Below are 12,036 nucleotides of genomic sequence, written 5' to 3'. Positions count from 1 at the left end.
GAGGTCCGCCTGCGCGACGACTGCGGCCGCCTGGAGGTCTCCGTCGTGGACGACGGGCGCGGCGGCACACAGCTCCCGCCCGCCGCGCACGGCGGTGGCTTCGGCCTCGTCGGCCTCAAGGAACGAGTGACCGCACTGGGCGGCGAACTGCACACCGGACCCCGCGGTGCGGTGGGGTGGGAGGTACGGGCCGTGTTCCCGGCCGGGAAGCGCTGACGCTCTACAGGCGACGCGCGCCGAGGGGCGCTGGTTGCCTGCCTGCCGGGCGGGCTGGCGCAGAGACCAGTCCCGGCTGTTCAATGAGGCTGCACACCAGGGCCGAGAATCGGGGGAGGGGCTGTCCGTGTCACCCGCCGACACACCACCCGTCGGAGCGCGTATCCGGCAGGTACGCCTGGCACGCGGGATGAGCCTGCGCGCTCTGGCCCGCGAGGTCGGGGTCTCGGCGAGCCTGATCTCCCAGATCGAGACCGGCAAGAGCCAGCCCTCCGTGAGCACGCTGTACGCGATCACGACCGCCCTCGCGATCTCGATCGAGGCACTCTTCGACGCGAGCGAGCCCGCAGTCGTGTCCCCGGCGACAAACGCGTCCGGAACGCAGCCGGCCACAGCCTCCGACAGCGCATCCGGCACAGCTCCCGGTACAGCTTTCGGCACAGCCCCCGGCACCGTCCTGCACGCCCTCGCCGCCTTCGCCGCCGACCCCGGTCGCCGCATCGGCCCGCTGGTCGCGCCGGACGACCGGGAGGTGCTGGAACTGGACTCGGGTGTCGTGTGGGAACGTCTCGGCCATGTTCCCGGCATCGACGTCGACTTCCTCCAGGTGACGTACCGGCCGGGTGGCGCCTCCTCCAGCTCAGGTGGCCTCATGCGTCACGCGGGTACTGAGTACGGCTATCTGACCTCGGGCGAGCTGATCCTCACGCTCGGTTTCGAGGAGTACACCCTGCGCCCCGGCGACGCCATCTGCTTCGAGTCGACGACCCCGCACCGCTACCGCAATGATGGTGACGTACCGGCCGTGGGCGTCTGGTTCGTGTTCAGTGACGCTTGACACTCGCGGCGCGCGGTCGTTCACTCCGAAGTGGGGGTGTTCGCCATGGCGATCCGCACATTCGGACCCAATGCCGTCGACTGGGAAGAGCGCGTCGACCTGGACCGGCTGCGCAGGCAGCGGCTGGCCCGCCTCAACGAGACCCTGAACCGCTCCGAGCTGGGCGCGGTGCTCAGCTTCGACTTCGCCAACATCCGCTACATGACCGCCACACACATCGGCACCTGGGCGATGGACAAACTGATCCGCTTCGCCCTGCTCGTGCGTGGCGGTGAACCGATCGTCTGGGACTTCGGCTCCGCCGCCCGGCACCACCAGCTCTACAACCCGTGGCTCGACTACAGCGACGGCAAGGGCGGCCCGCCGACCGGCGCCCGCGCCGGCATCTCCACCCTCCGCGGCGCCTTCCACCCGGACGCGGGCATCGCCGAGGACGTGGCGGCGAAGATCGCCGCCGAGCTGCGCGACCACGGTCTCGCGGGCGAGCCGCTCGGCATCGACGTCGCCGAGATGCCGATCCTCACCGCCCTGCGCGCCGAGGGCATCGACGTCGTCGACGGACAGCAGATCTTCCTGGAGGCCCGCCGCATCAAGACCGGCGACGAGATCTCCCTGCTGACCCAGGCCTGCGCGATGGTGGACGCCGCGTACGAGGAGCTGTACGGGTATCTGCGCCCCGGAGTGCGCGAGAACGAGTGCGTCGGCGTGGTCAGCAAGGTGCTGTACGACCTCGGCAGCGAGTACGTCGAGGGCGTCAACGCGATCTCCGGCGAACGCTGTTCGCCCCACCCGCACGTCTACAGCGACCGTCTGATCCGGCCCGGCGACCCCGCGTTCTTCGACATCCTGCACAGCCACCTCGGCTACCGCACCTGCTACTACCGCACCTTCGCCGTCGGCAGCGCCTCCGGCGCCCAGCGTGACGCCTACGTCCGCTGCCGGGAGTACATGGACCAGGCCATCGCCCTCGTCCGCCCGGGCGCCACGACCGCCGACATCGTCCAGGTCTGGCCGCGCGCCGAGGAGTTCGGCTTCGCCGACGAGACCGCCGCGTTCGCGTTGCAGTACGGCCATGGCGTGGGTCTGTCGATCTGGGAGAAGCCGATCTTCAGCCGGCTGGTCTCCCCCGACCATCCCGAAGTCCTCGAAGAGGGCATGGTGTTCGCCCTGGAGACCTACTGGCCCGCCGCCGACGGCTGGTCCGCCGCCCGGATCGAGGAGGAGCTGGTCGTCACCGCCGACGGCTGCGAGGTCATCACCAAGTTCCCGGCGGAGGAACTGCTGGTGGCGGGCCGCAAGTACTGGACGGTCGGCGGCGAGCTGAACACCCGGCGAGAAGCGCAGTCGCATCTCAACACCCCGACTCCGCACGGCGACGGGACACGCTGATGGAACCGGCCGAACTCCTCGCCGCCTACGAGCAGATGGCCGTCATCCGCCGTACGGAGAAGTCCGCCCACGACCTCTTCCTCCAGGGCCTCGTCAAGGGCACCACCCATCTCGCCGCCGGACACGAGGCCATCGCCGTCGGCGCGAGCGCCGCGCTGCGGCCCGACGACTACGTCTTCGCCACCTACCGGGGCCACCACCACGCGATGGCGCGGGGCGCCACCCCGGAGGAGTGCCTGGCCGAACTCATGAGCCGGGCCACGGGATTGTGCCGGGCCAAGGGCGGCTCCATGCATCTGACCAAGGCGTCCACCGGAATGCTCGGCTCCTACGCCATCGTCGGCGCCCACCTCCCGATGGCGGCAGGCGCCGCCTGGTCGGCCCGGCTGCGCGGGACCGACCAGATCGCGGTCGCCTTCTTCGGCGACGGCGCCACCAACATCGGCGCATTCCACGAGGCGCTCAACCTGGCCGCCGTGTGGCAGCTGCCGGTGCTGTTCGTCTGCGAGAACAACCTGTACATGGAGTACACGCCGATCGCCGACGTCACGGCCGTGCCCCGGCCCGCGGCCGACCGGGCGCCCGCGTACGGCGTCCCGGGCGAGGTGGTGGACGGCAACGACGTCGTCGCCGTACAGGACGTGGTGGCGAGGCTCGCGGGGCGGGCCCGGGCGGGAGACGGGCCCGCGCTGCTGGAGGCGCAGACCTACCGGCACTTCGGGCACAGCCGCGCCGACCCGGCGACCTACCGTCCGGCCGAGGAGGTCGAGCGCTGGCTGAAGCGCGACCCGTTGGACCTGGCGCGGAGGCGGCTCGTCGAGATGGGGGTGCCGGAGGCGGTGGTGGTTGAAGCGGACGAGCGAGCAACGTCCCTGGTGCAGAAGGCCGTTGAGGCGGCGAAAGCGGGACCGGCGCCCGATCCGCGCGAGGCGCTGACCGACGTGTGGGCGGACAGGGGTGCGGCGTGGCGGACGTGATCAGCTACCGGGAGGCGGTGGCCGAGGGCATCGCTCGGGAGATGCGGCGCGATCCGGCCGTCGTGTGCCTGGGCGAGGACATCGGCGAGGCCGGCGGGGTGTTCAAGACGACCGTGGGGCTGTTCAAGGAGTTCGGGCCCGAGCGGGTGTGGGACACACCGATCTCCGAGCAGGCCATCGTCGGGGCGGCCATGGGTGCCGCGATGACCGGGATGCGGCCGGTCGCCGAGATCATGTTCTCCGACTTCCTGGCCTGTTGCTGGGACTACCTCGCGAACGAGATCCCCAAGGTGCGCTACATGACGGGCGGTCAGGTCACGGTCCCGCTCGTGGTGCGCACCGCCAACGGCGGCGGGCTCGGCTTCGGCGCCCAGCACTCCCAGGCCACCGAGAACTGGGCGCTGACCGTGCCCGGCCTGAAGATCGCCGCACCCGCGACCCCCGCCGACGTGATCGGCATGATGGCCGCGGCGATCCGCAGCGACGACCCGGTCGTCTTCTTCGAGCACAAGGGGCTCCTCGCCACCAAGGGCCCGCCCCCGCCGCCGGACCACGTCGTCGAGCTGGGCCGCGCCGCCGTCGTCCGCGACGGCACCGACGTCACCCTCGTCGCGCTCGCCTCGATGGTGCCGGTCGCGCTGAAGGCGGCCGAGCTGCTGTCCGGCGACGGCATCGAGGCCGAGGTCGTCGACCTGCGCTGCCTGGTGCCGCTGGACGTCGCCACCGTGCTCGCCTCGCTGGGGCGGACCTCGCGGCTCGTCACCGTGGAGGAGAACCCGTACCAGGGCGGCTGGGGCGCGACGCTCGTCTCCGTCGTCGCCGACGAGGGGTTCGCCCTGCTGGACGCGCCGATCCGGCGGGTGGCGGGGGAGTGCGTGCCCCTGCCGTTCGCCGACGCCCTCGAAGAGGAGGTCATCCCCACCGTCGACAAGGTCGTGGCGGCCGTACGCGGCCTCGCCGCCTACTGAACACCCCATGGGAGGAAGAACGATGCCCCATCGGATACTCCTGCGCGCAGGACACGTGCTGTCGATGGACCCCGACATCGGGGACCTCCCACAAGGGGACGTCCTCATCGAGGACGGGAAGATCACGGCGGTCCGGCCGGAGATCAGCGCCGACGCCGAAGTGCTCGACATGACCGGCCGGATCGTGATCCCCGGGTTCGTGGACACCCACCGCCACACCTGGGAGGCGCCCATCCGGGGCGTCGCCCCCGACGCCACCCTGGACGACTACTTCGTCGACATCCTCGACACCTTCGCACCGCTCTACACCCCCGAGGACGTGTACGCGGGCAACCTCGCCGGATCCCTGGAGTGCCTGAACGCCGGCATCACGACGCTCGTCGACTGGTCGCACATCAACAACACGCCCGCCCACCCGGACGCCGCGATCCAGGCGCTCACGGAGTCCGGCATCCGCGCCCAGTACGCGTACGGCAGCGCCAACACCTCGCTCGCCGACTACTGGTTCGAGAGCAAGATCGCGGTCCCGGGCGACGACGTACGACGGATCCGCAGCACCTACTTCTCCTCCGACGACGGCCTGCTGACCATGGCCCTGGCCACGCGCGGCCCCGGCTTCTGCACCGACGACATCGTCACCGCCGAGTGGGCCCTCGCCCGCGACCTGGGCATCCCGATCACCGTGCACGTGGCGATGGGCCGGCTCGCGGGCCGCTTCGGCATGGTCAAACAGCTCAACGGCCTGGGACTCCTCGGCGCCGACACCACCTACGTCCACTGCTGCTACTTCCACGAGGACGAGTGGCAGATGGTCGCCGACAGCGGCGGCACGGTCTCGATCGCCCCGCAGGTCGAGCTGCAGATGGGGCACGGCTGGCCGCCCGTGATGAAGGCCATCGAGTACGGTCTGCGGCCCTCGCTCAGCATCGACGTGGTCACCACCGTGCCCGGCGACATGTTCACCCAGATCCGCGCGGCCTTCGGCGCCGAGCGCGCCCGCGTCAACGCCGACTGCTGGAAGGCGAACCTGCCCGTTCCGGCAACCATGTTGACAGCACGTCAGATGCTGGAGATCGCCACCCGCAACGGCGCCCACGTCGCCGGTGTCGAGGACCGCACCGGCTCCCTCACCCCCGGCAAGCGCGCCGACGTCGTGGCGATCGACGCCACCGCGCTGAACGTCGCCCCCGTGCACGACGCGGCAGCCGCCGTGACCCTGTCGGCCGACGTCTCCAACGTCGACACCGTCATCGTCGACGGCGTGATCCGCAAGCGCGACGGCAGGCTCCTCGCCGACCTCGGCCGGGCCCGGCGGCTGGTCGACGAGTCCCGCGACCGCCTCCTGGCCGCGAAGGCGGCGAGGAGCGCCGCATGACCCGACACCTGGTGCGCCGCGCCACCGACCCCGAGCAGCCGTACGACGAACTCGGTTACCGGCGACGGGAGTTGGTCGGTGAGAGCGACGGCAGCGTGCACACCGGCTTCGGCCTGTGCGGGATACGGCCCGACGGCCGGGTCGCGGCCCATGTGCACTCGTACGAGGAGAGCTTCCATGTGCTCTACGGGGCCGTGATCCTCGATGTGCCCGAAGGGTCGTACCGGCTCGAAGAGGGCGACTACGGCCTCCTGCCGACCGGGGTCCCGCACGCCTGGCGCGGCGCCGGGGACATGGGCGGGCGATGGGCCGACATGCTCGCTCCCGTGCCGCGGGCCCGGTACGGCTACGACACCCAGCCGGTGCCCGCGCTGCCCGAGCGCCACCCCGTCCGCATCGACGTACGTGACCCGCGCACCCGGGTTTTCGGCCACTTCGAGGCCGCGCAGATGGACCCCGACAAGCAGTCGCAGGACCTGCTCGCGGTGTCGGCGAGCATGCGGACGGCGCTGCTCGTGTACAGCGGGATCACCGTGAAGATGATGGTCGACAGCGACCTCGGCGCGGTCGCCTCGACGATGTTCATGGTGCAGTACGCGCCCGACGGCGTCGCGGGCACGCACGATCACCCCTTCGAGGAGACGTACCTGTTCCTCGAAGGCGAGGCGGACGCGGTGTTCGACGGCGAGCGCTACCGGCTGGGTCCCGGCGACTGCGCCTGGGCGGGCGCCGGTTGTGTGCACGGCTTCGCCAACGCCGGGCAGGGGCCGTTGCGTTGGCTGGAGACACAGGCCCCGCAGCCACCGCCGCGCCACTCCTACCGGTTCACTCGGGACTGGGAGTATCTGAGGGAGGCCCTGGAGTCATGAGCAGCGTCCTAGTGGTGGGCGGTACGTCCGGGATCGGACTGGAGTTCGCCAGGATGCGGTCCGGGCGCGGCGACGAGGTCGTCCTGACCGGCCGTGACGCCGATCGCGCCGACACCGTCGCCAAGGAGATCGGCGCCCGCGGACTCGCCCTCGACCTCGGCCGGCCGAAGGAGATCGGCGCCGCGCTGACCGGCGTGGGACGGCTGGACCACCTGGTGATCGCGGGTGTCTCCCGCGACGACAACAAGGTGACCGAGTACGACATCGACGCCGCCCTGCGGCTCGTCACCCTCAAACTCGTCGGATACACCGAGGTCGTGCACGTGCTCCAGGACCGGCTCCACGCCGACAGCGCGATCGTGCTGTTCGGAGGGCAGGCCAAGGAGCGGCCCTACCCGGGAGCGACGACGGTGGCGACGGTCAACGCCGGCGTGGGCGGCCTGGTGAACACCCTCGCCGTCGAACTCGCCCCGATCCGGGTCAACGCCGTCCACCCGGGCGTCGTCGGCGACAGCCCCTACTGGCAGGCCAAGCCGGAGAAGGTACTCGCCACGCTGCGTACCGAGACCCCCACCGGACGGCTCGCCACCATGGCCGACGTGGTCGACGCCGTGGACTTCCTGCTGCGCAACGAGTCGGTCAACGCGGTCGAACTGAGCGTGGACGGGGGGTGGTTGCTGGGCTGAGCTGAGGGGGCGGATCAGCGCTTGAGACCGACCGCGCCGTACAACGACACGGGTTCATCCTTGCCCGCGTCCTCATCGCCCGCTGTCGGGCGCCAGTGCGACAGCGAGACGATTCCCGGTTCCAGCAGATCGAGCCCGTGGAAGAGGCGGCTCACTTCGGCGCGCGAACGGGCCACCAGGGTCACGCCGCTCGCCGTGTAGGCCTCGATGCCCCGCCGGACGTTCTCCGGATCGAAGTCCGCCGTCATCGCCGACAGCACCAGACAGCTGCCCGGCGCGAGCGCGCCGACCAGCGTGTCCACGAGGTGATGGGCGCCGTCGTCGTCCGCGATGAAGTGCAGCAGCGCGATCAGGGAGAGGGCGACCGGGCGGTCGAAGTCCAAAACGGACGCGGCCTGGTCCAGGATCCGCTCCGGTTCCCGCGCGTCGGCCTGCACATACTCGGTCACACCCTCGGCGGTGCCGCGCAGCAGGGCCGCCGCGTGCGCGAGCACGATCGGGTCGTTGTCGACGTACACCACGCGTGCGTCCGGGACGACGGACTGGGCGATCTGGTGCAGGTTGGGCTCGGTCGGGATCCCGGAGCCGATGTCGAGGAACTGCCGGATCCCCGTCTCCCGGACGACCGCCCTGGTCGCCCGCTCCATGAACCGGCGGTTGGCCCGTGCATGCCGTGGCGCGTCCCCCTGCAGCGCGGCGATCCGCCGCCCGAGTTCCTCGTCGACGGGGTAGTTGTCCTTGCCGCCGAGGAACCAGTCGTACACCCGGGCCGGATGAGGCCTGCTCGTGTCGATCCGCGATACGGCCGGCTCGGTCCCGGTCACGCAGGCCTCCTGTGCTCGACTGTGCTGAAGGTGTTCGACAGCATGTCCGAGCAGTCTTTCACGATCATGCGGCCCGACGGAGACTGTCTTCGGCCACCTCCTTGTCGAGCGCGGCCCGCACCAACGCGGCGGCCAGCACGGCCGGTTCGGTGTCCCCGGCCAGGTCGGTCAGCCGGTCCGCGTCCTCGGGCAGACCCAGTCGCCGGGCACCCGAGAGTGCCTTGTCGTCCAGACGGGGCGCCACTTCCGGCCAGACCCGCTGGGCCTCGCGCAGGAAGATGTCGGCACCGGCCGGACCCATACCGGGGAACTCCCGCAGCAGGGCGCGCAGTTGGGCGACGTCGCCGTCCGCCTCCTTGCGCAGCCGCCGCAGGTCGCCGCCCCATCGGTCGTTCAACAGCTCGGCGGCGTCGCCCAGCTGGGTCGCCGTACGCTCGTCGTAGCGCCGGTAGCCGCCCCGGCCCAGCGCGTCCACCCGCTCCTGCCAGTCGGCGTCGGCCATCCGGCGGGGGTCGCGCAGGCCGGCGTCGTACAGGGCGCGGGCGGTGTCGACCGCGATCGAGCCGCGGATCCGGGCGCTGAGCAGATGCGCCAGCACCAGCAGCCGGTAGAGCGGCTGCGGGGTGTCCTTCAGCGGGATGCCCGCCTCCTCGGCGAAGGTCCGCCCGTGCGCGCGCACGAGTTCCCGTACGACGCGGCGGTCGTCGCTCACGGCTTCAGCGGATCGTGGCCGATCGTCATCAGCTGATGCCGGCGGCGCGTCTGTTCGGGCTCGGGCTCGTTGTCCAGGTCCGCTTCCTCGGTGACGGTGTCCACCACGTCGTACATGACCTGGATGTCGTCGTCCGTGAGGTCCGTGCGCCGTTTCTGGAGGATCGCGAGAACGTGCTGCCCGGTCGGCGTGCCCGCCTGGTCCGGCAGCGGTTCGGTCTCCTCGTCCGCGTCACTGATCCGCAGCCACGCGGCCAGCTCCTGCGAGGTCATGTTCACCACGCGGTGGAAGTCCTGCCACAGCGTGTCGAGTTCGAGGGCGTCGGTCATGGTTGCCCCTCCTTGCCGATGCGGTGCCGAGTGCGATGCGTGTACGGCGTACGGCTCTTCCCGTACGACTCCGCCGTACGGTCGTGTCACTCGTCGCGCGGCCAGTTCTCGGCGTCGAACATCCAGCGCTGCTTCTCCAGCTCGCTCGTGATCGCGATCAGCAGGTCCTGTGTCACCGGGTCCGGCTCGGCCGTCGCGTCGATGCGCTCGCGCAGCCGCCCGATGGCCGACGCGAGGGCGTCCACCACCAGCTGGACGACCTCGGTGTCGCGCAGCCAGCCCTCCTTGGGGCCGGGCAGCGTGTAGGCCGCGGCGATGGTCTCGGGGCGGCCGTCGGGCGGCAGGCCGAGGGCCGCGGAGCGTTCGGCGACCGTGTCGGCGTAGGAGCGGGCCAGGGACACCACGTCGTCGAGTTGCAGATGGATCGAGCGGAAACGCGGGCCCACGATGTTCCAGTGCGCCTGCTTCCCGATCAGCGAGAGTCCGAGGAGATCGACGAGCGTGCTCTGCAGGGCCTCCCCGGCGACCCGGCGGGCCGGTTCGGGCAGCGTGCTCTTGACGACAGCCATACCGGGCTCCTCCTTCTGGTCTTCTGGTCGTTCTGGCTTGGTCATGGCCGGTTCGGAGTGGCGCGGCGCCGCGACCACCCCATGCCGGCGCGGGTGCCCCAGGGGAACCGGCGCAAACGCGTCGCGTCTCAGTAGGTGAGCACGTCTTCCAGGAAGTGGACCAGATCCGTGAGGACGTCCGCCTTGTTCGTCTCGTGGAAGACCTCGTGCCGGGCGCCCGGGTAGATCCGCTCGGTCGTCATGTCCGCGCGCAGTTCCTCGACGCCGACGCGGCTGCCGGGGAGCGGGACCAGGCGGTCGTCGTCGCCGTGCAGCCACAGCAGCGGCAGCTGCCCGATGCCGCCCGTCTTGGCATCACTCGACACCGTGTCCAGCATCCGGGCGAACGCCTCCACCGTCGGCCGCTTCATCGGCCCGTGCCAGACCAGGGGATCCGCCGCGTACGCCGCACCCACCCCGGGATCACGGGAGAGCGAGGCCGGGCTGATGGGTGTGTCGGGGATCTCGTCGAGGGCGAGCAGCCGCCGGGGCAGCTCCCAGTCGCCGATCACGGGGCCGGACAGCACCAGGGCGGCGAGGCCGGCGCCGTGGAGCTGGGCGTATCGGGCCGCGATCAGGCCGCCCATGGAGTGCCCGATCATGACGACCGGTACGCCGGGGTGCGCGGCCCGGGCCAGCCCGACGACCCTGCGCACATCGGCGACCACGTCCTCGAAGTCCTCGATCACCACGCGCTCACCCGCCGACCGGCCATGTCCGACGTGATCCGGTCCGAACACGGCTGCCCCGTGCGCGACCAGGACCTCGGCCGGCTCGGCGTACCGGCCGACGTGCTCGCCGTAACCGTGCACCACGAGCGCCAGGTAGCGGGCCCGAGGGTTCGGCCACTCGCGTACGACGATCGTTCCCCGGCTTCCCTCGATGGCGTGCTCGCGCGCGTCGGTCATGTCTCCTCGTCCCCTCAGGCGGCGTCGGTGAAGGTTCCCGGGGATCTTCCCAGGGCGCGGTGGGGCGGTCTATAGTCCAAAACTAGCGGTGCTAATTAATGCGGTGTCGACACGACGCCGATCCGTACAGCCCGGTCAGGAGTCCTGTCGTGCGTCCCGTCCACTTCGCGGCCGCCCGCCGCACCCCCATCGGCAAACTGCGCGGAGCCCTGTCGTCGGTCCGCCCCGACGACCTCGCCGCGACCGTGATCCGGGGCCTCGTCGCGGACGTGCCCGCGCTGGATCCGGCCCGGGTCGACGACGTCTACTGGGGCGCCGCCAACCAGGCCGGTGAGGACAACCGCAACGTCGCCCGGATGGCCGCGCTGCTCGCCGGCCTCCCGGAGTCGGTGCCGGGCGCGACCGTCAACCGGCTGTGCGCCTCCGGCCTCGAAGCGGTCACCATGGCCGCCCGCACCATCGCGGCCGGCGAGGCCGACATCGTGCTCGCCGGCGGATCCGAGTCGATGAGCCGCGCCCCCTTCGTCCTGCCCCGCCCGGACGAGGCGCTGCCCCATCGCATCGAGACCGCCGACACCCGGCTCGGCTGGCGCCTGGTCAACCCGGCGATGAAGGAGCTGCACGGGCTGCTGTCCATGGGCGAGACGGCCGAGGAGGTCGCCGAGCGCTACGGCGTCCCGCGCGAGCGGCAGGACGACTTCGCGCTGCGCAGCCACCAACGGGCCGCCCTCGCCCGCAAGGACGGCCACTTCGACGACGAACTGCTCCCGGTGCGGCGCCCCGACGGCGTGCTGGTCGACAGCGACGAGTGCGTCCGCGAGGACACCTCGTACGAGAAGCTCGCCCGGCTGAAGCCCGTCTTCCGGGACGGCGGCACGGTCACCGCCGGCAACGCCTCCCCGATGAACGACGGCGCCGCCGGACTGCTCCTGGTCAGCGAGGAGGCGCTCAACGAACTCGGCCTCGAGTCCCTCGGCCGCTATGTCGCCGGCGCCTCGGCCGGCGTCCACCCCGACGTGATGGGCATCGGCCCCGTCCCCGCCACCCGCAAGGCCCTCGCCCGCGCCGACTGGACGATCGGCGACATCCAGGAGGCCGAGTTCAACGAGGCGTTCGCGGCTCAGGCCCTCGCGTGCGTGGACGAACTGGGCATCGACCCCGAGCTGGTGAACCCCAGCGGAGGCGCCATCGCGCTGGGGCACCCGCTGGGCTGCTCGGGCGCGCGGATCCTGACGACGCTGCTGCACCGGATGCGGCGCACGGGAGCGGAGCGCGGGCTGGCGACGATGTGTGTGGGAGTGGGGCAGGGGAGTGCGGTGCTGGTGGAGAGGCGTTAG

Annotated in this window: 14 protein-coding genes; 9 read left to right on the top strand and 5 right to left on the bottom strand. The window is 71.3% G+C overall.

Translation table 11 applies throughout. The features are described 5' to 3' along the window. The 8 genes from ACZ4UU_RS44165 to ACZ4UU_RS44130 all read left to right on the top strand — a co-directional run. On the top strand, positions 1-216 hold a 216-nt coding region (locus ACZ4UU_RS44165; protein ID WP_471909103.1), incomplete at its 5' end, for an ATP-binding protein. A gap of 127 nt (positions 217-343) precedes the next feature. Continuing rightward, positions 344-1,054 carry a helix-turn-helix domain-containing protein gene (locus ACZ4UU_RS44160; protein ID WP_471909102.1) on the top strand — a complete coding sequence of 237 codons (711 nt, stop codon included), beginning with the start codon at positions 344-346 and terminating at the stop codon, positions 1,052-1,054. A gap of 45 nt (positions 1,055-1,099) precedes the next feature. Continuing rightward, the gene (locus tag ACZ4UU_RS44155) at positions 1,100-2,443 is read left to right on the top strand and encodes a M24 family metallopeptidase (RefSeq protein ID WP_471909101.1); all 1,344 of its coding nucleotides are present in this window, start codon (positions 1,100-1,102) and stop codon (positions 2,441-2,443) included. Further along, complete coding sequence (locus tag ACZ4UU_RS44150) at positions 2,443-3,420, top strand: thiamine pyrophosphate-dependent dehydrogenase E1 component subunit alpha (RefSeq protein ID WP_471909100.1); 978 nt, start codon at positions 2,443-2,445, stop codon at positions 3,418-3,420. The genes ACZ4UU_RS44155 and ACZ4UU_RS44150 overlap by 1 nt, the downstream gene beginning before the upstream one ends. After that, positions 3,408-4,388 carry an alpha-ketoacid dehydrogenase subunit beta gene (locus ACZ4UU_RS44145; RefSeq protein WP_471909099.1) on the top strand — a complete coding sequence of 327 codons (981 nt, stop codon included), beginning with the start codon at positions 3,408-3,410 and terminating at the stop codon, positions 4,386-4,388. Before ACZ4UU_RS44150 ends, ACZ4UU_RS44145 begins: the two co-directional genes overlap by 13 nt. Before the next feature lie 22 nt (positions 4,389-4,410). Continuing rightward, the gene (locus ACZ4UU_RS44140) at positions 4,411-5,763 is read left to right on the top strand and encodes an amidohydrolase family protein (protein WP_471909098.1); all 1,353 of its coding nucleotides are present in this window, start codon (positions 4,411-4,413) and stop codon (positions 5,761-5,763) included. Beyond that, positions 5,760-6,632 (top strand): cupin domain-containing protein, encoded by an 873-nt coding sequence (locus tag ACZ4UU_RS44135; RefSeq protein WP_471909097.1) that lies wholly within the window; start codon positions 5,760-5,762, stop codon positions 6,630-6,632. The genes ACZ4UU_RS44140 and ACZ4UU_RS44135 overlap by 4 nt, the downstream gene beginning before the upstream one ends. Then, on the top strand, positions 6,629-7,318 hold the full coding sequence (locus tag ACZ4UU_RS44130) for an SDR family oxidoreductase (protein WP_471909096.1): 690 nt from the start codon (positions 6,629-6,631) through the stop codon (positions 7,316-7,318). The genes ACZ4UU_RS44135 and ACZ4UU_RS44130 overlap by 4 nt, the downstream gene beginning before the upstream one ends. A 14-nt stretch (positions 7,319-7,332) precedes the next feature. Here ACZ4UU_RS44130 and ACZ4UU_RS44125 read toward each other — a convergent pair whose 3' ends face one another. The 5 genes from ACZ4UU_RS44125 to ACZ4UU_RS44105 all read right to left on the bottom strand — a co-directional run bounded on the left by ACZ4UU_RS44125 (position 7,333) and on the right by ACZ4UU_RS44105 (position 10,699). Further along, on the bottom strand, positions 7,333-8,142 hold the full coding sequence (locus ACZ4UU_RS44125; RefSeq protein WP_471909095.1) for an SAM-dependent methyltransferase: 810 nt from the start codon (positions 8,140-8,142) through the stop codon (positions 7,333-7,335). 64 nt (positions 8,143-8,206) lie between these two features. Then, positions 8,207-8,854 carry an HhH-GDP family DNA glycosylase gene (locus ACZ4UU_RS44120; RefSeq protein ID WP_471909094.1) on the bottom strand — a complete coding sequence of 216 codons (648 nt, stop codon included), beginning with the start codon at positions 8,852-8,854 and terminating at the stop codon, positions 8,207-8,209. Continuing rightward, positions 8,851-9,183: a DUF3140 domain-containing protein gene (locus ACZ4UU_RS44115; RefSeq protein WP_062716220.1), complete on the bottom strand. Its 333-nt coding sequence runs from the start codon at positions 9,181-9,183 to the stop codon at positions 8,851-8,853. The genes ACZ4UU_RS44120 and ACZ4UU_RS44115 overlap by 4 nt, the downstream gene beginning before the upstream one ends. A gap of 86 nt (positions 9,184-9,269) precedes the next feature. Beyond that, positions 9,270-9,752: a Dps family protein gene (locus ACZ4UU_RS44110; RefSeq protein ID WP_471909093.1), complete on the bottom strand. Its 483-nt coding sequence runs from the start codon at positions 9,750-9,752 to the stop codon at positions 9,270-9,272. A gap of 128 nt (positions 9,753-9,880) precedes the next feature. Beyond that, on the bottom strand, positions 9,881-10,699 hold the full coding sequence (locus tag ACZ4UU_RS44105) for an alpha/beta fold hydrolase (protein WP_471909092.1): 819 nt from the start codon (positions 10,697-10,699) through the stop codon (positions 9,881-9,883). 149 nt (positions 10,700-10,848) lie between these two features. Between ACZ4UU_RS44105 and ACZ4UU_RS44100 the strand changes: the two genes are divergently transcribed. Next, positions 10,849-12,036 carry a thiolase family protein gene (locus ACZ4UU_RS44100; protein WP_471909091.1) on the top strand — a complete coding sequence of 396 codons (1,188 nt, stop codon included), beginning with the start codon at positions 10,849-10,851 and terminating at the stop codon, positions 12,034-12,036.

The sequence above is a fragment of the Streptomyces sp. NPDC028907 genome (assembly GCF_055564995.1).
Note: the sequence above shows the minus strand (reverse complement) of the source record. Positions and strands in the feature narration are given on the sequence as shown.